The 22,633-nt window shown below is 69.4% G+C and carries 21 protein-coding genes; 11 read left to right on the top strand and 10 right to left on the bottom strand.

The features are described from left to right. Nucleotides 1-20 precede the first annotated feature (20 nt). From BLU09_RS15200 to BLU09_RS15185, 4 genes are all read right to left on the bottom strand, one after another. The gene (locus tag BLU09_RS15200) at nt 21-1,013 is read right to left on the bottom strand and encodes a L,D-transpeptidase family protein (protein ID WP_090490257.1); all 993 of its coding nucleotides are present in this window, start codon (nt 1,011-1,013) and stop codon (nt 21-23) included. Between the two features lie 64 nt (nt 1,014-1,077). Next, nucleotides 1,078-3,192 (bottom strand): LysM peptidoglycan-binding domain-containing protein, encoded by a 2,115-nt coding sequence (locus BLU09_RS15195; protein WP_090490256.1) that lies wholly within the window; start codon nt 3,190-3,192, stop codon nt 1,078-1,080. A 151-nt stretch (nt 3,193-3,343) separates the two neighbouring features. Next, entirely contained in the window at nt 3,344-4,897 is a 1,554-nt protein-coding gene (locus BLU09_RS15190; RefSeq protein WP_186817780.1) for a multiheme c-type cytochrome, read from the bottom strand. Between the two features lie 5 nt (nt 4,898-4,902). Next, nucleotides 4,903-5,286 (bottom strand): response regulator, encoded by a 384-nt coding sequence (locus tag BLU09_RS15185; protein ID WP_002634498.1) that lies wholly within the window; start codon nt 5,284-5,286, stop codon nt 4,903-4,905. A 182-nt stretch (nt 5,287-5,468) separates the two neighbouring features. Between BLU09_RS15185 and BLU09_RS15180 the strand changes: the two genes are divergently transcribed. From BLU09_RS15180 to BLU09_RS15145, 8 genes are all read left to right on the top strand, one after another. After that, nucleotides 5,469-7,127 carry a mechanosensitive ion channel family protein gene (locus BLU09_RS15180; protein WP_090490254.1) on the top strand — a complete coding sequence of 553 codons (1,659 nt, stop codon included), beginning with the start codon at nt 5,469-5,471 and terminating at the stop codon, nt 7,125-7,127. A gap of 121 nt (nt 7,128-7,248) precedes the next feature. After that, on the top strand, nt 7,249-7,815 hold the full coding sequence (locus BLU09_RS15175) for a hypothetical protein (RefSeq protein WP_090490253.1): 567 nt from the start codon (nt 7,249-7,251) through the stop codon (nt 7,813-7,815). A gap of 15 nt (nt 7,816-7,830) precedes the next feature. After that, nucleotides 7,831-8,658 carry a hypothetical protein gene (locus BLU09_RS15170; protein ID WP_090490252.1) on the top strand — a complete coding sequence of 276 codons (828 nt, stop codon included), beginning with the start codon at nt 7,831-7,833 and terminating at the stop codon, nt 8,656-8,658. Nucleotides 8,659-8,672: 14 nt separating this feature from the next. After that, nucleotides 8,673-9,281, top strand: a complete 609-nt coding sequence (lpoB, locus tag BLU09_RS15165) for a penicillin-binding protein activator LpoB (RefSeq protein WP_090490447.1) — start codon at nt 8,673-8,675, stop codon at nt 9,279-9,281. Between the two features lie 15 nt (nt 9,282-9,296). Further along, nucleotides 9,297-10,553, top strand: coding sequence for a COG3014 family protein (locus tag BLU09_RS15160; RefSeq protein WP_090490251.1), 1,257 nt, complete (start codon nt 9,297-9,299; stop codon nt 10,551-10,553). 30 nt (nt 10,554-10,583) lie between these two features. Next, nucleotides 10,584-11,372: a ZIP family metal transporter gene (locus BLU09_RS15155; RefSeq protein WP_090490250.1), complete on the top strand. Its 789-nt coding sequence runs from the start codon at nt 10,584-10,586 to the stop codon at nt 11,370-11,372. A 9-nt stretch (nt 11,373-11,381) separates the two neighbouring features. Then, on the top strand, nt 11,382-12,266 hold the full coding sequence (locus BLU09_RS15150) for a class I SAM-dependent methyltransferase (RefSeq protein WP_090490249.1): 885 nt from the start codon (nt 11,382-11,384) through the stop codon (nt 12,264-12,266). A 338-nt stretch (nt 12,267-12,604) separates the two neighbouring features. Beyond that, entirely contained in the window at nt 12,605-14,329 is a 1,725-nt protein-coding gene (locus BLU09_RS15145; protein ID WP_026113778.1) for a sigma-54-dependent transcriptional regulator, read from the top strand. Between the two features lie 18 nt (nt 14,330-14,347). On the opposite strand, the gene BLU09_RS15140 is transcribed toward BLU09_RS15145, so the two are convergent. The 5 genes from BLU09_RS15140 to BLU09_RS15120 form a co-directional block, all read right to left on the bottom strand. Then, the gene (locus BLU09_RS15140; protein WP_090490247.1) at nt 14,348-15,151 is read right to left on the bottom strand and encodes a biliverdin-producing heme oxygenase; all 804 of its coding nucleotides are present in this window, start codon (nt 15,149-15,151) and stop codon (nt 14,348-14,350) included. Then, nucleotides 15,148-15,402, bottom strand: coding sequence for a hypothetical protein (locus BLU09_RS15135; RefSeq protein ID WP_186817781.1), 255 nt, complete (start codon nt 15,400-15,402; stop codon nt 15,148-15,150). The genes BLU09_RS15140 and BLU09_RS15135 overlap by 4 nt, the downstream gene beginning before the upstream one ends. 138 nt (nt 15,403-15,540) lie before the next feature. Continuing rightward, nucleotides 15,541-16,029, bottom strand: a complete 489-nt coding sequence (locus tag BLU09_RS15130) for a GDYXXLXY domain-containing protein (protein WP_186817782.1) — start codon at nt 16,027-16,029, stop codon at nt 15,541-15,543. Continuing rightward, nucleotides 16,029-17,126, bottom strand: a complete 1,098-nt coding sequence (locus BLU09_RS15125; protein ID WP_090490244.1) for a DUF4401 domain-containing protein — start codon at nt 17,124-17,126, stop codon at nt 16,029-16,031. The genes BLU09_RS15130 and BLU09_RS15125 overlap by 1 nt, the downstream gene beginning before the upstream one ends. 1 nt (nt 17,127) lies before the next feature. Continuing rightward, on the bottom strand, nt 17,128-18,141 hold the full coding sequence (locus BLU09_RS15120) for a DUF2157 domain-containing protein (RefSeq protein ID WP_090490243.1): 1,014 nt from the start codon (nt 18,139-18,141) through the stop codon (nt 17,128-17,130). 136 nt (nt 18,142-18,277) lie between these two features. Between BLU09_RS15120 and BLU09_RS15115 the strand changes: the two genes are divergently transcribed. The 3 genes from BLU09_RS15115 (at nt 18,278) to BLU09_RS15105 (ending at nt 20,972) form a co-directional block, all read left to right on the top strand. Beyond that, nucleotides 18,278-18,970: a fimbrial protein gene (locus BLU09_RS15115; protein WP_244171740.1), complete on the top strand. Its 693-nt coding sequence runs from the start codon at nt 18,278-18,280 to the stop codon at nt 18,968-18,970. A gap of 173 nt (nt 18,971-19,143) precedes the next feature. After that, entirely contained in the window at nt 19,144-20,295 is a 1,152-nt protein-coding gene (locus BLU09_RS15110; RefSeq protein ID WP_244171739.1) for a hypothetical protein, read from the top strand. Nucleotides 20,296-20,522: 227 nt separating this feature from the next. Then, entirely contained in the window at nt 20,523-20,972 is a 450-nt protein-coding gene (locus tag BLU09_RS15105; RefSeq protein ID WP_244171738.1) for a hypothetical protein, read from the top strand. Nucleotides 20,973-21,027: 55 nt separating this feature from the next. Here the strand turns inward: BLU09_RS15105 and BLU09_RS15100 are convergent, their stop codons facing one another. Next, the gene (locus BLU09_RS15100) at nt 21,028-22,377 is read right to left on the bottom strand and encodes a sigma 54-interacting transcriptional regulator (RefSeq protein WP_090490241.1); all 1,350 of its coding nucleotides are present in this window, start codon (nt 22,375-22,377) and stop codon (nt 21,028-21,030) included. Between the last annotated feature and the right edge of the window lie 256 nt (nt 22,378-22,633).

Genomic DNA, 22,633 nt, shown 5'->3' with positions numbered 1-22,633 from the left:
CTTCCGGGGGAGGCACGGGCTCACGCCACGGGGCGCGGTACGCCCAGGGGCGGGTCGTCCACGTGCTCGACGACGGCCACGCGGTCTCCCACGGAGAGCGCGTCGTGCAGCACGCGCACGGCCTCGTTCGAGTGGCGGATGCAGCCGTGCGAGACGTCCGTGCCCAGGAGGGCGGGGGCGTTCGTTCCGTGCAGCTCCTCACCGGAGTGCCGGCCGTCCGCCCAGGAGAGGTCGAGCATGCGCACGCCGAAGACATGGCGGTCGTTCCACAGCCGTGCGCCGGCCGCTTCGGTGGCCAGTTGATCCAACTTCGTGCGGACCACCTTGAGCCCGGTGCGGGTAGGGGAGGCCGCGGCGCCCGTGGCGTTGGGGAAGATGTCCACGAGTTGCCCACGGGTGTCGAAGAGGAAGGTCCGGTGCTCCCGGAGGGCCACCACCACGCGGACCTGTTGTCCGTCGAAGAAGGCGGAAGGCAATCCCCATGTCTGCCCACGCGCCCCTGGCGCTGGCGCCAGTGCATCCAGCGCGCGCAGCGTGGCGGCATCCAGCGCGCCCGTGGGGAGGACGGCGGGGAAGGTGCGCGAGGCGTGGACCTGGAAGTTCCGCAGCGCTCGGCTCGTGTGCGGGCCGTGGCGTCCGTCCGCGCCGCCGTGCAGGGCGAAGCCCATGTCGAGCAGGGTGGCTTGTACGGCGCGGAGGCCCTCGCCCTGGCTGCCGGGGCCGAGGACCTGGGCCCCTGACGCGACGTCCGCCAGTTGGGGCAGCCCGGTGAAGCGCGCGTTGTCAGGGGGCGCTGGAGTGCGCGCGGGCCGGTCCACGCCTTCCGGAGGCAAGGGCGTCCCGGACCGTGGACGTGCATCCAGCGCGGGCTGAGGACCTTGGCCGACGGTGACTCGGGAGGCGAGCTTGGGACTGCGTGCCGTCTTGCCGAGGGCGGGTGTTGATGCCGCGTCCGAGACGTCAGGCGGAAGGAACGAGATACGTGACTCCGGTGGCGAGATGGATGAGGTCATCCCCGGCCTCAGTGCAATTCGCTCGCCCGACGCAACCACGTGAGGCTTGCCGTCGCGCCGGAGACTACGGCGCGCTGAGGAGCAGCACCTTCCCCGTGGGAATGGTGCGGTTGTCCTTGATCTTGTTCCACCGCATGATGTCGTCCACGCTGACGCCGTAGCGCTGCGCGACAGACCAGAGCGTCTCGCCCTCGGCCAGCGCGTGGACCTTGCCGGCCTTGCCCGCGGGCTTGGCGACGCTCACCGAGTGCTTCGCGAGCACCGTGCCGCCGCGCTCCTGCACGCTGGCGGTGGCCGTGTTGCCATCGGGCCAGATGAACAGCGTGGAGCCCACCTGGAGCGTCGGGTTGCGCCGCTTGAGGTTGTTCCACTGCTTCAGCGAGTCCACCGACACGTTGAACTTGTTCGCAATCACCCAGAGGCTGTCGCCGGACATCACGCCGTATGTCACGCGCGTGCGCCCGTTGATGGTCTCCTTCTTCACGGGGCCCGCGGCCACCGGGCCTTTGGGCGTACCCGCCGGTACTTCGTCCTCGGGCCGCACCACCACGCCGCTGCGTCGGGCCTGCGCCACCTTCGTCGCCAGCGCGCCGCCCGAGCTCTTGCCGGCAGGAATCGGAATCACCAGCTCTCCGCCCACGCGCAACGTCCGGGCCGACTTCAGCTGGTTCATCTGGAGGATGGCCTCGGACGCCGTGCCGTACGTCTCCGCGATTTGGGACAGGGTGTCGCCGCGCTTCACCTTGTGGATGCGGAAAGTGAGCCGCTCCGCGGGGCTGATGCGCTTGTAGTTGTCCGCGAACTGAGTCCCTGCCCCCTTGGGAAGCCGGAGCGTGTAGGGCTTCTTGGCCGTCGCCGGCGGGGTGCACCAGCGCTTCAGCTCGGGGTTGAGGTCCTGCACCACCTTGACGGGCACGCCGGCCGCGCGGGCGACGACGTCCAGGTCCGCCGCGTCGGTGAGCTGCACCTCGTCGAAGTCGAGCACGGGCTCGGGGTCGAACTCGTTCTCGTTGAATCCGAACGCCGCCGGGTGCTTGGCCACCAGCGCCGCGGCAATCAGCTTGGGCACGTAGTGCTTCGTCTCCTTCGCCAGGCCGCGCTCTTCGGACAGGAGCCAGAAGTTCGTCGTCCCGTGCCGCTCCACCATCCGCCGGACGCGCCCGGAGCCGGTGTTGTAGCCGGCCCACGCCAGGTACCAGTGCCCCAGCTCGCGCTTGAGGTCCTTCAGGTAGGACGCCGCGGCGTGGGTGGCCTTGATGGGGTCCCGCCGCTCGTCCACCCAGAAGTCCTGCTTCAGCCCGTACTGCTTGCCGGTGCTGGAGATGAACTGCCACGGCCCCGCCGCGTGCGCCCACGAATAGGCATGCGCCGAGAAGCCGCTCTCAATCATCGCCAGGTACACCGTGTCCTTCGGCAGGCCGTACTGCTCCAGGATGGGGTGCATCACCGGCACGTACCGGGCCGCGCGCGACATCCACTTGCGGAACCAGCGTCGCCCGGGCCCCTGGAAGAACTGGACGTACTGGGCCACCAGCGGCTGCATCTCCACTGGGATGTCGTAACGGTCCTGAATCTGCGCCACGTCAAAGGTCGCCAGGTCCGTGATGAGCGGAATCTCCGGCAGCTCTTCGTCCTCGCGGAAGGTGTGTTCGTCGAGCGCGTCCAGCATGCGCATCCGCAGCGGGTTGGCGAGCCCGAGCCGCCGCAGCGACTGCATCACCTCCGCGGTGGAGCGCGACGCCGGGTCCAGCGCGGCGCCTTCCAGTGCGCGCAGTTCCTCCAACTCGGCGGACTCGGACTCAACCGCGTCGCGCGTGGCCTCGCCTTGCTCGGAGGCGTCCCCGGCCACCATCGGCGTGCCGGGCTCCAGCGGCTCCAAACCGGGCTCATCGACATCCTCGGTCGCGGTATCCGCGGCGCCGGGTGCCGTAGCAGCCGTTGGTGCCTTCTCGCCACCAGCCACCGGCGACGGAGCCTCGCCTGCCGGCTTTACGGCAACGGGGGCCGCTTCCAGGCTGGCCGTGGGCGCCTTCTCGGCCGGTGACTGCGCCACAGGTGCCTGCGCACCCTCGGATTCCACCACCTGAGCCTTGGCAGGAACGGGCCCCACGGGCGGTGGGGTGAGCCCCGAAGCAGGGGCTGAGGCCAGGGCGAGCAGGAGCAGAGGTAGAGGCGGCATACAGTCGCGGGAACGGGCGCCCGGAGGCAGGCGAAAGCGGGAAGTAATCGCCCTTTTCCTTGACAGTCAAACAAGGAGTCGCGGCATGCGCGTCTTGTTCGGACGCCGGGTAGGAGCAACCACCCAGGCGAGGGCCTGGATTCCCGGATGACTAGGGCTTCCCGTGTCCTGGCCCCACGATGCGCGGCAGGTACGTCGCGAAATCGAAGTGAGGCGAGTTCTCCGGGTTGTGACAGGTGACGCACACGCTCTCGCCCGGCGAGGCGATGATGTTGTGGGCTCCAGGCGCGTCCGCGTGCTCCGAGCCCGGACCGTGGCAGCTCTCACAGCCCACGTCCTCGCGGCCCGCCACCTTGTCCAGCCGGCAAACGCCGCCGGGCTGCTCCCAGCCGGTGACGTGGCACCCCACGCAGTTGAGGTGGAACTGCTTGCCCACCTGTTCCAGCGTCTCCCAGGCGTGGTGGTGCTTGGACTTCTCCCAGACGGGGAAGGCGTCCTCGTGGCAGGTGCGGCAGGGCTCGTTGCCCACGAAGCCCGCGCGGCCCGGCGCGGGAGGGGGGCAGTCCTGTCCATGCGCCTTCGCCCAGGCGAGGTTCATCTTCCCCACGTCCGCGTCGTAGGCGGACACCAGCGCGACCGCCTCCGCGTCGGAGGGAAGGCTGGACTCCAGGGGCACGAAGCGCAACGTGAATGCGTTGACGCCGTCGGGGGTGACGGGCGGAGCGTCCAGCAGGGCCTGCCGGCGCGCCACCAGTTCGTCGCGCTTGCCCTGCTTGAGCGCCTTGAGCTTCGGGTCCGTGCCGGGGAGGTTGATGTCCTTGTCCAGCAACGCCGTGCGCTGCTCCAGGGCGGCGGCCTCACGCTCCAGGTCATCCTGACCCTTCTGCAGCGCGAAGGGGCCCGTCTGGGGCGCATAGGCCAGGTCCACGCGCAGCAGCGAGCGTCCCTTGCTCTGCAGCGCCACCACCGGCACCGCGGACCGCACCAGCCGGTTCTCCTCGCCGCTGAACTCGGTGGCGGTGCGGGTGGCCACCACCACGTCGGCCTTCAAACCCGGCTGCTCCACCGCCTGCTGGGCCACGTCCAGGGTGACGTCCAGCAGACCCACCACGAAGTCCGCTCCCTGCGCGCGGGCCTGGGCGCTGGCCTCCGCGAGCTGCGCGGCCGTGGTCGCCGCCACCACGCCCACCTTCCGTTCGCCCGCGGGCAGCAGCTTCACCGCGCCCGGCGCCAGCTCCGGCAGCCCCAGGCCCTTGCGGAAGTCCACGCCCTGCGTGTCGTCCAGCGGGCCGGTGGCGCGCACCGCCAGGCCCATGTGCCGCATGGCGTCCGCGAGCGCCTTGGCCTTGCGTTCCTCCTGGGGCACTTGTCCCGGCTTGAGCCGCTGCTCGCCGAAGAGGCTGTTGCCGCCATCCACATAGAGGACCGGCAGCGAGCCCTTGCGCGCCGACTGCACCTGCGCGGCGGCGCGGGCAATGCCGCCTCGCATGTTCTCGCTACAGCCGCACGGGCCCAGGTAGCCACGCGTGTCGGCGGAGAGGAAGAGGATGGCGCCCGAGCCCTGGCTTGCCGCCACGGCGGGCTTCGCGGCGGCGGTGGCCGACGTAGCCGAAGCGTCTGCTTCCGCGGGCTTGGGGGGCGGGTCCTTGCGTGCACAGCCAGCGAGCGACGCGGCCAGCAGGGCCGCGGCGAGGAAGGCACGCATGGGATTCACCAGAGGATGCTCTGCACCAGTTCGTCGATCTTCTCACCCATGGCTTCCAGCCCGTTCACCTTGGACAAGGAGCCGTCTGCCCCCACCTGTTCGGCGAGCTTGGACAGCTCGTCGTCCGGGAGGCTGGAGAAGAGGACGATGGGGATGTCCTGCGTGCCGTACTCGTTCTTGAGCGTGCGACAGATATCCGTGCCCTTGGCTTCGGGCATGTGGATGTCGGTGAGGATGAGGTCCGGGCGCCAGGTCTGCAGCGTCTTCTCGAACTCCATGAGCGTGGAGGTGGCGATGACCTCGTAGCCGCGCGCTTCGAGCACGGCCTTCTCCATCGCGAGCGTAATCTCGCTGTCATCAATCAGGAGGATTCTTCGCTTCTCGGACACGGCGACCTTCCTTCACTCCTTTATCTATCCTACCCCCACGCGCCGCACCAACGCTTTCCCGTGCGCTCCCGGGGCCGGTGTTTCCCTGATTTCGGATGTCCACCGCCGCACGCTCGCCCGCCGGGTCTCCGGGGACGACTTCTTTCCAGTGAGACATCCAAAAAGGGATATGGAAGTCAGCCATGATGCACCGTGACAGATGGACCCTGAGAGCACTCGTCCTGGGACTGGGGCTGCTGTGGAGCCTTCCTGCCGCCGCGCTCAACGCGGGTCTCAACCCGCCGCCCCCCTCGGTGGACCGGAAGACGCCGCAGGCCACTGTGCAGGGCTTTCTGGCCGCCGCGCACCGGGGGGACTACGCCCTGGCGGCGCACTACCTGGACCTGGACTACATCCCGCGCGCCCAGCAGGCGGAGCGGGGCTTCCAGTTGGCCCGCGCGCTCAAGTTCGTGCTGGACCGCAAGCTGCCCGTGGACGTGAGCGCGCTGAGCAAGGAGCAGGAGGGCGACCCGGCCGACGCGCGCTACGACCAGTTGGGCACCATTCCGTTGCAGGGGAACAACGTCCCCGTCCGCGTCCAGCGGGTCTCCTCGACTGAGGGGGAGCTGGTCTGGGTCTTCAGCGAGTCCACGGTGCGGCAGGTGGACCCGCTCTTCGCGGAGTATGGCCCCCGGCTGGTGGGCCTCCTGCCGGCCTTCTTCTTCAGTGACACGGTGCTGGGACTGGAGCCCTGGCAGTGGCTGGGGCTGCTGGTGACGGTGCTGGGCAGCCTGGGCCTGGCGGTGCTGCTGGAGCGCCTGGTCCTGGCTTTCGCCCGCCGTGTGGCGCGGTGGACCCGGTTCACCTGGGAGGAGAATGTGGTCTCCTCGGGGAAGGGGCCGCTGAAGCTGCTCACCTTCTCCGCGCTGCTGGTGGTGGGCACGCTGCTGTTGCGGCTGCCTCGTCCGGCGCAGGGCGTGTTCATCCGGATCGGCTATTCGTTGAGCGTCGTGGCGCTGGCCTGGGCCGTGCTGCGCATCCTCCACGTCTCCGTCGCCTTCGTGCAGAGCCGCGTGTCGTCGGAGATGAAGGACGCGGCCCGGGCGCGCAGCGTGAGCACGCAGTTGGTGGTGCTCCGCGCCATCTTCGAGGTGGCCACCTACGTCATCGCCGCGGCGCTGCTGCTCATCCAGTTCGAGGTGGTGCGCAACGTCGGAGTGTCACTGCTGGCCTCCGCCGGTATCGCCGGCCTGGTGCTCGGTCTCGCGGCGCAGAAGTCCATTGGTACGCTGCTGGCCGGCATCCAGCTCTCCATCACCCAGCCCATCAGCATCGGCGACACCCTCATCACCGAGGGCGAGTGGGGCACGGTGGAGAAAATCACGCTCACCTACGTGGTGCTGCGGACGTGGGACCAGCGCCGGCTGGTCATCCCCATCGTCCAGTTCCTGGACAAGCCCTTCCAGAACTGGAGCAAGGGGAACCCGGAGATGCTGGGGCCCGTCATCCTCCAGGTGGACTTCCAGACAGACATCGACGCGCTCCGCGCGGAGCTGCGCCGCATCCTGGAGAACGAGGGCAAGGCCCTGTGGGACGGCCGCGTGGCGACGGTGGTCGTCCTGGACGTGCTGGACCGGACCCTCACGGTGCGCGCGCTGGTCAGCGTGTCGGACTTCAGCAAGCTCTTCGACCTGCGGGCCCTGGTGCGCGAGAAGCTGGTGGCCTTCCTGCGCGCCCACCCGCTGTGGCTGCCCGTCACCCGCACGGAGGCGCGTCCCTTCCCGCCGCCCGAGCTGGATCCGGCGCGGCTGTCCGCTTCCCCGGATTTGCCGCCCGCGCCGCCCGTGCCGCCTCGGGCGTGAAGGCGGGCTGCTCCCCAGGCGCAGTGAGCCCTTGCCTGGGGGCATGGGGTTTTGAATAGTCGGCGCGCCGCGCCGTCATAGCGCTGGAAATTCGCACCTACCGCCCGGGGGAGTCTTCGAGATGATGCGTCATGTCAGGTTGTGTGGGGCCCTTGCGATGGTGGCCGCCACCGTGCCGCTGACCGCCAGTGCCCAATCCGGAGGCCGTACGGACGGTCCAGAGGAGTCCGAGTACGGCAAGGGTGGCTACAGCGGCCCCGGTGGCCGGAGCGTGTCGCTCCAGCTCGACTGGGGCGCGGCCATCAACTCCCGCAAGCCGCCTCGGGGCGCGCCGGAAGGCCCGCCGCTGTTCGTGGGTGCCACGCTGTCGCTGTGGGGCGCGGACTGGTACCAGCTGGACGTGAGTGGTGCCTACGTGTTCGACGGGGGGCGCTTCGTCGGCATGGTGGGCCCGCGCTTCCGAACCTGGGGCTGGCCGCTGGTGTTCACCGCGGGCCTGAAGGCCGGCGCCATCGTCATCCCGGAGGGAGAGGGCCTGCGCTTCGGCATCTCCCCGCAGCTGGGTGCCGAAATCCTCCTGGGGGACCGGGAGAACATCCTCATGGCCCTCAACTACACCCCGGACATCCCCATTGGCGGTGGCGGCGTCACGCACCGGCTGGGCATGTCCGTGGGCTACAAGTTCTAGCAAGGAGGCTTCGACATGATTGCCCAGCTGCTTGCCGCCACGCTGGCGTTGACCTCCAGCCAGGCGCCCGTCTCTGTTTCCGGCCGGGGAAGCCCGCAGGTGAACCTGCCGTTTCCGGCCGGAGACGTGCAGACCTACAACATCATCCAGTGGGACCCCAACCAGCTCCCGCGCATCTACGAGCGCTCCGACCAGCTCCCCCTCACCGACGAGGAGCTGACGAAGCTGTCCCAGGCTGGCTTCGAGCCCGCCCAGCTCGTGAAGATGATTGAGGAGCGCCGCTGCGCCTGCGACGCCAGCGCGGACGGCCTCATCCGGCTCAAGAAGGCCGGCGTGGACAAGGACGTGCTGGCTGCGGTGTCCCGGCACGGCCTGGCGCCCAACCGCGGGTTGAACCTGCTGGTGACGTTGGACTTCACCGGTGAGAGCCGCACCGCGCGCGAGGCGTTCCTCTACTTCTTCGTGGACGACGGGGACATCACCCGCGTCTTCACCGCCAACATCCCGGAGCTGCTGCGCCGCCGCAACAGCCACGAGACGACGGTGGACCGCAGTGACATCCTCGTCGCGCGCACCGTGCGCCGCGTCCAGCTGGCGGGCCAGGTGCCCCTGCGCACCTACGGCAAGCACAACGTGCTGGTGGTCGCCAGCGCCAGCCCCACGCTCACGCATCCATCCCAGCTCACCGCGCAGGAGCTGTCGCGGGCGCAGCGCTACACCTTCGACTACCCCCGTGCGTCGCTGCAGAACGTCTGCCGCCTGACGGCCGGGTACCGCCGCGACGCGGTGCTCGCCTACAAGTGGAACTTCGAAGGCAGCCGCTTCGAATGCGAATGGAACTAGGAGTGACCCGCACCATGAACACCCGCCGCCTGCTTCTGTCCGCCTGTCTCGCCGCTTCGCTGTCCGCCTGCACGGGCCCGCGCGCCTTCACGCGTGGCACGTACGAGGACCCGAACACCATCGAGATGCTGTCGGACCGCTTCAACGAGAACGACCTGCAGCTCATCGCGAAGAAGATGGCGGAGTCGCTCGCCACCTCGCCGCGCTTCTCCCAGCCCCGGCCGGACGGCTCGCTGCCCATCGTCCTGGTGGGCAAGCTGAAGAACAGCACCTCCGAGCACATCGACATGCGCTCGCTGGGCGACAAGATTCAGACGGCGCTGGCGCAGACGGGCCGCTTCGCCCTGGTGGACCAGCAGGCGCGCCAGGACATCGCGGAGGAGTACGAGTACCAGCAGTCCGGCTACGTGGACCCGAACACCGCCAAGGGCCCGGGTCAGCAGACGTCGGTGGACTTCCTGATGACGGGCGACCTCGCCTCCATCATCCAGGAGGTCGGCCGGGACAAGCTCGTCTATTACAAGATGACCGCGAAGCTCAGCAACGTGCGGACCGGCCTCATCGAGTGGACGGACGAGAAGCAGATCCGCAAGAAGTTCGAGAAGCGCGGCGTGAGCTGGTAACGGGCGCACCCTTCCATGTCCATCTTCTCCCGCAGCCCGGTCCGCCTGAGCGGGTGGGGCGCGCTCGCGCTCGCGAGCGTGCTCCTCCTGTCGTCGGGCTGTGCGGGTGACTATGTCGCGCGCACCCGGGGCGTGCGGTCCGCGTACCAGCAAGGGGACTATTCGCGCGCGCTGTCTTCGCTGGAGGCCGCGGCGAAGGAAGGGCCCGAACAGGACCGCCTGCTGGTGTTGATGGACAAGGGCATGGTGTTGCACGCCGCCGGGCAGTGGGCGGAGAGCAACGCCGTGCTCGAGGAGGCGGAGCGGCTCAGCGAGCAGATCGACAGTGTCTCCGTCAGCGAGGAGGCGAAGACGCTCGTCACCAACGAGCGTCAGCGCACCTACCGTGGGGAGGACTTCGAGAAGCTGATGATTTCCGTCCTCCAGGCGCTCAACTACGCGGAGCTGGGCGACGACGAAGCCGCCATGGTGGAGGTCCGCCAGGTCAACGAGCGCCTGGAGAAGATGATCGCCGAGGAGAAGAAGCCCTACGAGCAGCTCGCGATTGCCCGCTACCTGGGCGGCGTCATCCGGGAGGACCAGCGGGACTGGGACTCGGCCTACATCGACTACGCGAAGGCCTATGAAATCGCGCCCCGCAAGGACGCGCTGGCCGAGCCCCTGCTGCGGCTGGCGAAGAAGGTGGGCCGCGACGACATGTACGCGGAGCTGCTGGCGAAGTACCCGGACGTCCCGCACGAGCCGCTGGCGCCGGACGAAGGGCAGCTCGTCGTCGTGGTGGAGGCGGGCCTGTCTCCCGAGAAGCAGCGCGGCTCCAGGGACCCGGGCGGCGGTGGCGACCTGATTGAAGTCCCCACCTACCGGAACCGGGGGCTCGCGCCGCCCGTGAGTGTCGCCCTGGAGGGCCAGTCCCAGCAGGCGGTGACGGTGACGTCCCTGGCGGACGTGGCCGTGGTCCACCTGAATGACCGGATTGGCCGCATGTTGGCGAAGCAGCTCGCGGGCGTGGCCGTGAAGGCGGGCGTGGCCGCGGGCGTGGGCGCGCTGACGAAGAGCGATGAGCTGGGCGTGCTGACCTTCCTCGTCCTCAACGCGATGAATGCGCCAGACCTGCGTTCCTGGCTCTCCCTGCCCGCGGAGTTCCAGGTGGCGCGCTTCCGCGTGCCCGCGGGGAATCACACCGTGCGTGTGACGAGCTGGGGGCAGGTGACGGAGCATCCGGTGGAGGTGAAACCGGGCCGGGTGGGGTTGTTGGTGCTCCGGCGCTACTGATTTGGTTTTTTGATGTAGGGTGCGCGCCCCATGTCGCCGGTCCTGGCCACGGTGGCCCTGTATTCCCTCATCATCGTCCTCGGCGCGCTGGCTGGCGCAGTGGTCGTCGTCTTGAACGACCGGCCCACCCATCTGGTGCGCTTCCTGGCTTTCGCCGCGGGCGTGATGCTGGGCGCGGCCTTCTTCCACATGCTGCCTGAGGCGTATCTGGGTGGCGGATGGTGGGCCTTCGCCCTGGTGCCCGCGGGCTTCGCCTTCCTGCTGGTGCTGGAGCGCTACCTCGTCGCGCACGCGGGCGAGGACATCTCCCACGGAGACACCATGGCGGGCACCGGGCACTCAGTGCATCCGGGCCACGTGCTGGGGCTCACCGCCTTCCTGGGGTTGTCCACGCACACGTTGTTCGACGGGATTGCCCTGGGGTCGGCGGTGGAGGAGGGCGTGGGGGGCATGGCGCTGCTGGCCATCGTCGCGCACAAGGTGCCCTCCGCGCTGTCGCTGGCCTCCATCCTCAAGACGGAGGGGCGCTCGAAGGCCTCCATCCTGTCGCTGTCCACGCTGTACGGGATGATGGTGCCGGCCGGCGCGCTGCTCTACTTCCTCTTCGACGCGATGCTGCAGTTCGAAAGCCTCGCGGCCAAGGCCCTGGCTTTCTCCGCGGGCACGTTCCTCTACATCGCCGTGTCGGACCTGCTGCCCCACGTGCACCGGCACGGCAAGGACCAGCCGGGCCGCAACGTGCTGGCGCTCTTCGCGGGCCTGCTGCTGATGTTCCTGCTCGCGCGGCTGATGGGGCACCCCGAGCACCCCGGCCACTGAGCGCCCTTCATGGAAAAACGCACCGACTGGTACGAACACCCGCAGTACTACGAGGCCATCTTCGGCACGGACACCGTGCGCGAGGTGGACTTCCTCCAGACGCTCAGCGAGCGCTTCGGCACGGGCGGCAAGCAGTGGCTCGAGCCCGCCTGCGGCGCGGGGCGGCTCGTCGAGGAGGCATCGAGCCGGGGCCTGCGGGTGGTGGGCTACGACATCTCCGAGGCGATGCTGGCCCATGCGCGCAAGCGCCTGACGCCGGCGCAGCGGCGGCGCGTGAAGCTGGGGCCGTCACGCATGGAGTCCTTCGCCGACCCGTCGCTGGAGGGGCAGGTGGACCTGGCGCACTGCCTGGTGTCGACCTTCCGCTACCTGGACAGTGAGGCCGCGGCGCGCCAGCACCTGCTGGGGACGCGGCGGCTCTTGAAGCCGGGCGGCATCTACGTGCTCGGCTTCCACCTCACGGACTACGCGCGCGCCCGGCCCGAACACGAGCGCTGGGTGGGGCAGGTGGGGGAGGACCGCGTCGTCTGCAACACGAACGAGGGCCTTCCGGAGCAGCGGGCGCGGCGCTCGCCCATGCGCAACCGCCTGCGCGTCACCGGGCCGGACAAGGATTGGCTCATCGAAACCCAGTGGTACTTCCGCACGTACAGCAATGCCCAGGCGGCGAAGCTGTTCCGTGACGCGGGCATGCGGGTGCTGGCCGGGTACACCTTCGACTACGACATCAACGCACCTGTGGAGCGGGGCAGCCTCCGGTTGGACCGCGTCTTCGTCCTCCAGCCGGACCCCGAGTCTCCGTCCGCGGACCCTGCCGAGCCTGGGCGTGCGTCCGCGCGGAAAGCGCCCAAGAGGGCCTCGACGCCCCAGAAATCGCGCAAGATTTCACGATGAGGGCGTCTTGAGAGGGCTGGAGAGGCACTCTCGGTGAATTCTGGGCGGCCTGCGTTCTGATGGGACGCGGGCGCGTCCTGCTGGAACGCAAAACAGGCCCCTCGTGGTGGCCGCGTTCACCCATCTCCTTGGAATCACACGAATGTCGCGTTTGGCACGGGACGCGCATGTCGTTTTGCCGTGGCGCTTCGGGAAACCGGGCTGCCCCGCAGTATCGGAGTTTCGGGAACGCGGAAGGAGGGGCCGCTCCTTCCGCGTTCTTCATCTCCGCTACACTCCGTCCCCCTGATGTGGTTCCTGACAGAGCCTGTCGGAGGGCATTGGACGGAGGCGAGTGGATGCAAGACGAGATGGCGCAACTCCTCACGGATTTGCGGGGAGCCAAGGACTTCGAGGCTGCGGCTGCCGCAACGCTCCGGCGGCTGCAGGCCGTCGCCCAGGAGGCCGTTGCGTCCAGTCGGTACGCAGCCCGGGGGCGGGTGCTGCGAGGCATCGTCCACCTCCGTCCCGGCGAGGCCTACCGCAGTCTGGCCGCGCTGGAGGTAGGGGCTGCGGAGATTACGGATGCCAGTGTAGGCACGCCCTTCTTCACCTCCGCCACGGCCTGGCGCGCGGTGGTGGAGCACCGGTGCGCGGTCTCCATCGACGTGAATGTCGGGACGGTGCAGCCCCATGCGCCCAACGCCCCCGTGACGGGAGACCCGAGCCTGGCGGGCTTCAACAGCCATGAGAGCCGGCAGCGCTTCCTGGGCCGTCATGCGACACACGTCTGTGTGCTTCCGCTGCGCACGCCGGGTGGGGACATCGAGGGCATGATTTCGCTGGAGGCGGACTGCCTGGCCGCGATGGGGCAGGACTTCGTCTGGCTGGAGGCGGGAGACCGGCTCCAACTGCTGGCGGACGTGGCGGCGCCGTACCTGGCCCGGCTGCCGCAGCGGCCCGTGGCCCGGCCGGAGGTGGATGAGTTCCTCCCGGTGGTGGGGCGCTCCATGGCGGAGCTGCTGCCCATCCTCCGTGTCTTCGCGCTGCAGGATGAGACCATCCTCATCAGCGGCGCCACGGGCGCGGGCAAGTCACGGCTGGCGCGCTGGTGCCACGAGCGCTCCAATCGTCGCGGCAAGCCCTTCGAGACGCTGGACCTGGTGACGGTGCCGGAAGACCTCCAGATGGCGGAGCTCTTCGGCTGGAAGAAGGGCGCCTTCACCGGCGCGGTGCGAGATGCCCCCGGCAGCGTGGCCCGCGCGGAGGGCGGCACGCTGTTCATCGACGAAATCGACAAGCTGTCGCTCAAGGCCCAGGCGGGACTGCTGCACCTGCTGGAGTCGCGCAGCTACCGGCCGCTGGGCGAGGGCACCGGTGAGCGGCAGGCGGACGTGCGCTTCATCATCGGCACCAACGCGGACCTGCACGCGGAGGTCCGCGCCGGCCGCTTCCGCGAGGACCTCTACTACCGCGTCAACGTGCTGCCAGTGCGCATGCCGGCCCTGCAGGAGCGCCAGGACGAAATCCCCCTGTGGGCGCAGTACATGGTGAACCGCCGGCACCGCGAGCGCTCGCCGGACGGCCACGCCCGGCTGATGAAGGAGGCGGAGCGGTTGCTGGTGGGGAGCCCCTGGCCGGGCAACCTGCGGCAGCTCGACAACATCGTCCGCCGCGCCTACACGCTGGCCATGGTGGAGCACGCGGACGCCTCGGGCGAGCTGGTGCTGCACGAGAAGCATGTCGCGCGGGCGCTCGACTATGAGCAGGCCCCGGGAGCCCGGCCGCTGCCGGAGGCGCTGCGTGCCGCCGCGCAGGCCTTCGTCGCCGAAGCACGCCGCCGCAATGCCCCGTTGGATTTGGACCTGGCCGATGCCTTCCGCGGCATGGTGCTGGGGCTCGCCATCCGCCAGGTGGGGCGGGACGAGGGCTTCAAGCTGCTGGGCCGCGAGAGCCTGGTGAAGAACCGCAACCACCACAAGGCGCTCAAGCGCGAGCTGGAGAAGGTGGACTCGCTCTACAAGGCGCTGGGCGAGGAGGGCTCGCCCTTCTCCGACTTGCTGTCGGAGGTCGAAGCCGTCTGAGTCGCGGCGCCCGGGATGCTACCGGGCGTCGGCGTGGGGGCCCGCGGCGATGCCCGTGGCGCCCCGGGCCAGCTCGTTACACACGAGCGCGTGGAGCCGGAAGGCCATGCGCGCTTCCTGCACCACCTCTCGCGCCTCATCCTCGTCCAGCTCCAGCCCGTCGAGGCGCGAGTGGAAGCGGACGCGGAAGGCCGCCAGCTCGGCCTCGGGCACCGTGCCGTAGAAGGTGGTGCCCTGGCCTTCCGCCAACTCGAAGGCATCCGTGATTCGCCGCGCCCGGCGGTGCCCGCTGAAGACGTCCAGCACGCAGCGCGCGTAGGCGTGCGCCACCAGCAGGTGAGGGGCCTCCTCGGCCACCTCCCGGATGCGCTCGGCGTGCAGCCGCGTCTCCACGCAGGCGAAGGTGTCCGCCCGGGACTCGCCGCAGAAGTACGTCAGGTCCGCTTCCAGCGCGGAGGCCAGCCGCAGCTCGGGCAGCAGCAGCGCGGTGGTGAGCGTGGTGCCCATGACGTGGGGCAGCGCCGCTTCGAACGCCGCATAGAGCGTGTGGAGCTGCCTCAGGTGGCTCACGTAGTGCTGCGCCCGGACGTACTGGCCGTAGATGCCGCCCTCCCACGCGTCGAAGAAGAGGGACTGGATGAACAGCGAGCGCTCCGCCTGCTCGGCCAGCTTCGCCGTGCCTTCCGCCAGCAGCACGGACAGGGGCGCCGGGGGGGCGGCCTGGGGCTGCTCCGGGGACGCAGGGAGCTGGGGCTCCACCAGCCGCTTCACACGCGCGGACACATCCGTCCGCGGCAGCCGCAACGTGCCGGTGGCGCTCACTGCTTCCACCCGCCACCGGCCAGCGTGCTCATCGCCAGGAGCCCGGCGTCCTCGTTCGACAGGGCCTCCAGCGGTGTCCCCAGTTGCTGGAGCGCCTCCGCCAGCGTCATCCCGATGGCGCGGAGGACCTCCTCCTCCACGCGAATCGTTACCGGCCCCATGGCCAGGTGGATGTGCCCGCACGAGCACTGCGTCACTTCCGCGCATGGGCCTCGCGCCAGTACCGTCTTGCCGCATCCCTGACCGGGCATCGTCGTCATCCTTGATTTTGATTTTGAATATCGAAATCAAAATGGATGATGCACCAAAGGCCGGCGGAGAGCAAGCCCCGGCCTTTTCTCGACGTGCTCCGAGTGTGGGGAAGGAGAGCGGCGTGGGACAGCGGGGCGTCAGCGGCCCAAGGGCTGGCGCTGCGCGTCCCTCAGGCCCACCAGCACGCTGGAGCCGCTGTCCGCCACGCGCAGCTCGCCGTAGCGGGCGCCCTCGTAGCGGTCGGCGTGGCCTTCCTGAAAGAAGAAGGCCTCCGCGCCCAGGCGGAAGCGCTCCTTGCGCAGGCGGTACCGGAGCTTGAGCTCGCCGGGCGCGAGCGGGGTGCCGGGCGTGTCGAAGCGCACGAAGGAGCCCACGCCATTCGCGTCCAGCCGCAGCACCATGTTTCCGTCCTTGGCGGTGGTGACGGGATTCGCGTCCCGCTCGCGGCTGATGGCGTAGTCCAGCACCATGTAGTCGCCCTGAATCAGCGAGCGCGGGTCGACGGGGGCCAGCTCCAGCAGCACCGGCGTGCCCGAGCGCAGCACGTGCTCCTTCTGGACGACGAGCCCCGCGGGGACGAGCAGCGCGAAGGCCAGCCCGCCGAAGATGACCGCCGTGCGCACCATCACCGCACCTCCGACGCCGGGGCGGGGAAGCGCCGCAGCAGGAACGAACGCAGGCCCAGGAACACCAGGCCGCTGCCCATCAACGCCAGCGACTTGGCCAGCAGCGTGAGGCCCAGGTCGTAGTAGTACCAACTGCCGGACGCGAGCAGGTACGCCACCGCCAGCCCCAGCAGCACGCTGCTGCGCCGGTGGAAGCCGAGCACCAGCATGCCCACGGCGGTGATGACCGCCGGTGTATGGGGCGTGAGCACGGCCACCAGCGTCAGCGCCGCGAACACCGCCGCGCCCGCCACGCCGGTGGGCTCCAGCGCCAGCTCACGCAGCACCCGCCACGCCGTGTACAGCGTCAGGGCTGTCAGCCCCAGCGTCAGCACGGCATCCGGGAGCGCGGAGGCGGTGTCGAAGAGGTGCCGGGCCACGTCTCGCATCCCGCGCGCCAGCAGCACGCCGGGGATGGCGCACGCGAGCGCGAAGGCCACTGGCCCCACCAACTCGCCCGTGGGGCCCCGTCGCAGCCGGGCCTGCTCCAGGAAGAGGAAGTACATCAGCGCAGCGCAGCCCAGAATCAGCAGGTCCAGCGCGAAGCCGCCCACCACGTGCCATGCGAGGAAGCCGGCTGCGCCGACCACCCCCAACGTGCTCAGGAAGCGGAGGATGGCGTCTGGGTAGACAAAGAGCAGCACGCCACTGATGACCAGCACCAGCGTCGCGGCGACGTTTTCGTTCTCCGTTTCGATTCCGAAGCTGGCGGAGGCCATGGCGGCGCCGGCCAGACACAGCGCCAGCGCGAGCTGCTCCACGAAGACGCCGCGCAGCGTGCGGCGCAGCATCGTCGCGCCCGCGCACAGGCCCAGGCCCACCACGCCCATTACTACCTGCTCCTCCCAGAGGCCCGCGCAGGCGAAGAAGCTCAGCACGAAGATGGCGGACAGCCAGGCGCCGACGCCAGCGAAGGCCTTCACGAACCAGGGCACGGCCACGGACTGGCGCTGGTATGCCTCCAGGGCCACGCGGGCGCGGTCCACGGCGTCGGGCTCGAGCTGGCCTTCGGCCTGGAGCGCGTTCAACACGTCCTGCAACGAGGGACGCAGGGCCATGTCAGGACTCCTCCGTGGCGCCGGTGACGCGGGCTTCATGCCGCAGCCACCACACCGCGAGCGCCACCTGGGCGATGACGAAGAGCGGCAGCACGAAGAGGCCCAGGACTTCCACGTCCTGGTAGGAGTCGAAGACGATGCTGACGGCGCCGGAGGTCAGGAGCGTCATCACGCTCACCGCGCCGAGCGTGAGCATGAACAGCTCGCCCTTCAGGTGCCGGTGCAGGGCGTACTCGGCCGCGAGCGAGGCCAGCACCAGGAGGAGCGCCACCACGGCGCCGGTGGGGGCTCGTGCCGGGTGCATGATGAATGGCACCGAGGCGATGAGCACCGGGCCCACCGCCATCACCGCCAGCACCCGGGGCACCCAGCGCGCCTGGAGCCAGGACACGCGCAGGTTGGCGAAGTGCTCGTAGGTGGCCCAGGTGAAGCCGTTGAGCCCGCCCAGCACCACCGCCAGCCAGTAGGTCTGGTCCAACTCCGTATCCAGCACCTGCTCCCAGAAGAGGAGGATGCCGGTGTTGACCAGCACCAGCGCCAGCAACCCCAGAGGCGCGAAGCGGGACACCGCCACCCAGGGAAGGATGAGCACGGTCCAGCCGATGAACAGCTCATACGGGTCCGCGCCCGTCTGATACGCCTGCCCGTAGACGGCCAGCAGCGCGCCCACGAGCACCGAGGCCGCGAACAGGGACAGTTGCCCGCCCAGCGTCGCGCCTTGCTTCCAGGCGCCCACGGCCGTGCCGGTGATGGCCGCCGCGATGAGGCCCAGCTTCGCGAAGCGGTGCATGTCCGCCCAGTTGTACGCGAAGAAGTAGATGACGCCCGCGAGCACCAGCAGCGCGCCCAGGCCCATCAGCGTGGTGGAGAGGAAGCGCCGCCAGTCCTGCCGCGGCGGGGTGGCCACGGACAGGTGCAGCGCGCGCTCCAGGGTGGTCGGCGTCAGGATGCCAGCGTCCGCGAGCGCCCGGAGTCGCTCCGGCGTCGCGTCAAGGTCGAGCAAGGGTTTCAACACGGGCGCAGTCTAGCTGTCCGGCAGGGTGGCGCGTCCATTCGCGTGCCTGCCGCGCCTGTCCGAAGGTCGGCCCGTGGGCCATGCTAGGCTGCCCGCCCTCGTGCGCGGCTCGCACGTGTGCCAAGGGGCCCTGTCCATGGCGGCGAACCTGGAGTGCCCGAAGTGCGGCAGCGAGCTCGATGTAACAGGGCGGGGCCCGGGCGCCATCATTCGCTGTGCCTGCGGGAACCTGTCGGCCGTCCCGAAGCGCTCCTATTGGGCGAGCCCGCGCGGCGTGGCGCTGGCCCTGGGGGTGTTCTTGCTCTGCCCCTGTGTGGGCGTCCTGGCCGCCATCGCCATCCCCAACTACAACAAGCTTCCGGTGCGCTCGAAGCAGCAGGAGTGCAAGGCGAACCTCCGTGGTTTCTACGCCGCCCAGCGCAATCACAACGCCGAGCACGGCACCTTCGAGCCGCGCATCGTGAATGGGGGCTTCATCCCGGAGCGAGGCAACCGCTACGCGTACTTCACGGGCACGGGGCCACTGGTGACGCGCGACGCGGAAGAGGACGCGGTTCCGGTGGACGCGGAGGGGGTTGGCGTGGACCGCTCGCGGGACGCGAGCCGCCGAGCCATCACCCTGGCGGACCTTCCCGCGTGGGTGTCCCGTCAGGTGGGTGTCTTTGGGACGTGCCCGGATTGCTACGTCACCATGGCCTGTGCGGGGAACATCGACATCGATGACACGGTGGATGTCTGGCTCATCTCCACGAAGCCGCTCAAGGATGAGTCCGGCGAGGCCGTTCCTCCCGGCACCCCGACGAATGTCGTGAACGACGTCGACGGTTGACGGGCCCGGTCCGCCGGGAGCCGTCGCCTCGCCCGGCGAAATCGTCGTGGGCGGACGACCCGGAAATCCCGCGCTTTACGTATCTGACTCTGAGAGCGAGGGACGGATGGACGGGCCTGAGTCCCGTTCCGCCTCGCTCGCCAATCCACAGAAAGGTTTCAACCGTGCGCTCGATGATGAAGCGTCTCTCCCTGGGTGTATGCATTTCCACGTCGATGGCGTTGCTGGGATGCGGCGGCGAGATGATGGACGCCGACGCCATGGCGGACATGGCGCTGCCCGAGGAGGCCGTGGGCACCACCGCGTCCGCGGTGGAGACGGCCAGTGACTTCCGCTTTCGCACCGCCAACCGCTACGCGGGCATTCATGGCTACGCGGCGGGCTACGGCAACTTTCATGAGGCCAACTACGGCGCGGGCGTGGTGCGTGGCACCATCCTGCTCAAGCCGGGCACCGTGGCGCACTACCTCGCGGTGCCCCGCTCCTCACTGGGCAACACGGCGCTGAGCAACATCCCTGAGCTGTTCCGCCGCGCGCAGGACTACGGCAACGCGCACGGGTTGGGTATCGCGCTGCCCGCGTTCGAGCAGGGCCTCAACGGCTCCATCGTGGAGTACGGCATCCACTTCCTCCACCCCAGCGTCGTCGAGTTCCGCGACGTCCCGGGCTGGGCCATTGGCTACCCGGATGTGACGGACGCCGGGGCCATGATGCGCGCCGCCAGCGACTACGCCTCCTCGAACGGCTTCGCCGCGGGCCTGCCCACCTTCCACTCCGCCATCTACAGCGGCACGAGGGTGTACGGCATGCACCTCATCCGTCCGGGCTACGCCGATACGCGGGACGTGCTCGCGGACGTGCTGGCGATGCAGGACCGCTTCAGCTCTGACGCCGCCACCGTCACGGGCGCCAACTGGGCCCGGACGCTGCGGCGCCACGAGGCCGCGCAGGACGCCATCCAGACCTGCACCCACCTGACGACCCTGGAGAAGGCCGCGCTGCGCAGCGCCTACCGCAAGGCCATCCGCCACTCGGGCACGAACGAGGCCGGCATCAACGCGCGGGCGGAATTGGGGGGAGACGATGTCTGGATCAACTTCGGCGTGCTCTTCCCTCAGGGGGACACGGAGATTGCCCAGACGCTCATCCACGAGATGATGCACATCGCCGGCTACTCGCACCCGGACCGCCGCGACGGCATCGACACGCCGTATGACGGTGGCCCGTACTACAACTCCGCGCCGCTGCGCGCCGAGCTGTGCATCGCGGGCTTCCAGAGCATCCACTCGACGCGCGAGTCCAGCCGCGAGCCGCAGACGCGCTGAGCGGACAACGGCTCGGCCGTGGGGGAGCCGAATCAGGGGGGAACAGGGGGCTCCGCGCGGTCCAGGCGGAGCCGTCCTCCCAGTCAAGCAGCCGCAGGTCCGCGGAGGAATCGCGCGACGTGAGGGGGGCTGAAGGGATACCGCGCTGCCAATGATGAGGCAGTTGCGAGGGATGGCTCATTGGCATCAGCGGCTTCCAGGGCTCCAAGAACCGCGCGATGCAGGCCATGTGCAATTTGCAGTTGAGGCAGTGGTACATCGCCCAGATGGCTCACTACGCCGAGCACGACGCTTATGAGCCTGTCTTCGCGAAGTTGGACCATGAAATTCCGCGGGGCAATCACTTCGCCTTCCTGGCGGGGGTCGAGCCGGCGGATGCTCGTGACACGGCTGGGGCCACGACAGTGGAGGACGCCGTCGCCGTGGGCGTGGACGTGGCGACGAACCCGGCCTTGAAGGCCATCCAGTTCGGCGAACTGCCGGTGCTCGTGGTCAAGCAGGTCGGACTTTCGGGGGAGTGCCCTGACTGCGCCATCACGGCCGCCTGTGTCGCCAATCTCGACCGGGATGGCGACCTGGACGTGTGGCTCATCTCCTCCAAGGAACTCACCGGGCTGGATGGACAGCCTGTGAATCCGGGTGAGCCCCTCCACTTCATGAACGACCTGAAGGACTGACGCGCGCTTTCGTGAGCGGTCATGCGCGGACGGGCGGTCGCATGCGCCGTCTCACTCAATCCCGTGCGTCGTCGTCGTCCACGAGCATCATCCCGTGCTTCGTGAGCAGCTTGCGCAGGTACACCCGGGCGATGCCTGCCTCGCGGGCCGCGCGGGAGATGTTCCGGTCGCAGCGCGCGATGAGGCCCTGGAGGTAGTCCCGCTCGAAGACCTCGATGAGCCGCTCCTTGGCCTCCTTGAAGGGCAGCTCCGCGTCGAGCGCACCTTGTGGCGACCGGAGCGAACCGGAGGGGGCGTCCATGGGCGGCAGGGTGTCCTCGCCCAGATGGATGGCCTGCTCCACCACATTGCGCAGCTCGCGCACGTTGCCGGGCCAGGGATACTGGGCCAGCAGGGCGCGCGTCTGTTCGGACAGGGCGCTGGGCGGACGGCCCAGTCGCTCCAGCATGGCGTCGATGAGCAGCGGCAGGTCTTCCACCCGCTCCCGCAGTGGGGGCGGGATGACCTTGAGCACCGCGAGCCGGTGATAGAGGTCCTTGCGGAACCGGCCCTGTTGCACGGCCTGCTCCAGGTCGACGTGCGTGGCCGCGACGACGCGCATGTCCACCGTGCGGTAGTCGTTGGCGCCCACGCGCTTCACCTGCCGGCGCTCCAGCGCGCGCAGGAGCCGGGGTTGCAGCTCCAGCGGCAGCTCGCCGACCTCATCCAGGAAGACGGTGCCTCCCTGGGCACGCTCGAAGGCCCCGGCGCGCTCCGCCTGGGCGCCCGTGAACGCACCCTTCACGTGCCCGAAGAGCTCCGACTCCATCAAGGAGGGCGGAATCCCGGCGATGTCCACGATGATGAAGGGCCCACCGGCCCGGGCGCTCTCCTGGTGAATCGCCTCCGCGCACAGCTCCTTGCCCGTCCCCGTCTCGCCTTGGACGAGCACGTCCCCGCCACCCGCGGCCACCCGCTCCAGGACGGTGAACAGCTCGCGCATCCTCACGCTGGCGCCCACGAGCGCGCCGAAGCTCCGCCGCGAGGACAGCGGTAGAGGCCGCTCCCGTGAGTCCTCGGGCACCACCTTGAGGACGACGGTGCCCAGCGTCAGCGACGCCCCGGGCCGCACCTCCAACTCGGTGAAGCGCACCCCTTCATGGAAGGTGCCGTTGCGCGAGCCCAGGTCGGTGGCCACCACCCGTTCGTCTGTCACCTCCAACTGGAGGTGCTGTCGGGACACGACGCGGTCCGTCAAGACGATGTCGCACGTCGAGGACGTGCCGAGTCGGACCACCCCCGGGCGCAAGACATGGCTGTGTCCCGCCTGCTCTCCGGAGAGCACCAGCAGCTTCAACCGCAAGGGGCCGCGCCGCGCCACCGGGACGGGCGCCGTCTGGACCAGCGCGTCCATCTCCGCGTCCATGTCACCTGGGTCCGCCACGGCGGGCAGGCTACCACCGCACCCAGGTAGGGGAGGGGGGTGACAACTGTTGTTGCCACCTGACAACCGCGGTTACCAGGCCCGCCGGAGCGCCTTGCCGGGCGTCCTCCTCTAGGGCGCGCGCCTCGCATTGGCTCCGGAGGCACTGGAGGGCCCTGGCACACCCACTGCAGTGGCCTGGGGCTGCATCGAGAATGGCACCACCGAGCCGCCCACCCGCGATGTCTTGCCTTGAATG

The sequence above is a fragment of the Myxococcus virescens genome, from assembly GCF_900101905.1.
GTDB classification, from domain to species: Bacteria; Myxococcota; Myxococcia; order Myxococcales; family Myxococcaceae; genus Myxococcus; species Myxococcus virescens.
Note: the sequence above shows the minus strand (reverse complement) of the source record. Positions and strands in the feature narration are given on the sequence as shown.

Coding starts and splice junctions, on each gene's coding strand:
- BLU09_RS15200 (WP_090490257.1), bottom strand. CDS start 1,013: ATGACCTCATCCATCTCGCCACCGGAGTCACGTATCTCGTTCCTTCCG.
- BLU09_RS15195 (WP_090490256.1), bottom strand. CDS start 3,192: ATGCCGCCTCTACCTCTGCTCCTGCTCGCCCTGGCCTCAGCCCCTGCT.
- BLU09_RS15190 (WP_186817780.1), bottom strand. CDS start 4,897: ATGCGTGCCTTCCTCGCCGCGGCCCTGCTGGCCGCGTCGCTCGCTGGC.
- BLU09_RS15180 (WP_090490254.1), top strand. CDS start 5,469: ATGATGCACCGTGACAGATGGACCCTGAGAGCACTCGTCCTGGGACTG.
- BLU09_RS15175 (WP_090490253.1), top strand. CDS start 7,249: ATGATGCGTCATGTCAGGTTGTGTGGGGCCCTTGCGATGGTGGCCGCC.
- BLU09_RS15170 (WP_090490252.1), top strand. CDS start 7,831: ATGATTGCCCAGCTGCTTGCCGCCACGCTGGCGTTGACCTCCAGCCAG.
- lpoB (WP_090490447.1), top strand. CDS start 8,673: ATGAACACCCGCCGCCTGCTTCTGTCCGCCTGTCTCGCCGCTTCGCTG.
- BLU09_RS15160 (WP_090490251.1), top strand. CDS start 9,297: ATGTCCATCTTCTCCCGCAGCCCGGTCCGCCTGAGCGGGTGGGGCGCG.
- BLU09_RS15155 (WP_090490250.1), top strand. CDS start 10,584: ATGTCGCCGGTCCTGGCCACGGTGGCCCTGTATTCCCTCATCATCGTC.
- BLU09_RS15150 (WP_090490249.1), top strand. CDS start 11,382: ATGGAAAAACGCACCGACTGGTACGAACACCCGCAGTACTACGAGGCC.
- BLU09_RS15145 (WP_026113778.1), top strand. CDS start 12,605: ATGCAAGACGAGATGGCGCAACTCCTCACGGATTTGCGGGGAGCCAAG.
- BLU09_RS15135 (WP_186817781.1), bottom strand. CDS start 15,402: ATGCCCGGTCAGGGATGCGGCAAGACGGTACTGGCGCGAGGCCCATGC.
- BLU09_RS15130 (WP_186817782.1), bottom strand. CDS start 16,029: ATGGTGCGCACGGCGGTCATCTTCGGCGGGCTGGCCTTCGCGCTGCTC.
- BLU09_RS15125 (WP_090490244.1), bottom strand. CDS start 17,126: ATGGCCCTGCGTCCCTCGTTGCAGGACGTGTTGAACGCGCTCCAGGCC.
- BLU09_RS15115 (WP_244171740.1), top strand. CDS start 18,278: ATGGCGGCGAACCTGGAGTGCCCGAAGTGCGGCAGCGAGCTCGATGTA.
- BLU09_RS15110 (WP_244171739.1), top strand. CDS start 19,144: ATGATGAAGCGTCTCTCCCTGGGTGTATGCATTTCCACGTCGATGGCG.
- BLU09_RS15105 (WP_244171738.1), top strand. CDS start 20,523: ATGTGCAATTTGCAGTTGAGGCAGTGGTACATCGCCCAGATGGCTCAC.
- BLU09_RS15100 (WP_090490241.1), bottom strand. CDS start 22,377: ATGGACGCGGAGATGGACGCGCTGGTCCAGACGGCGCCCGTCCCGGTG.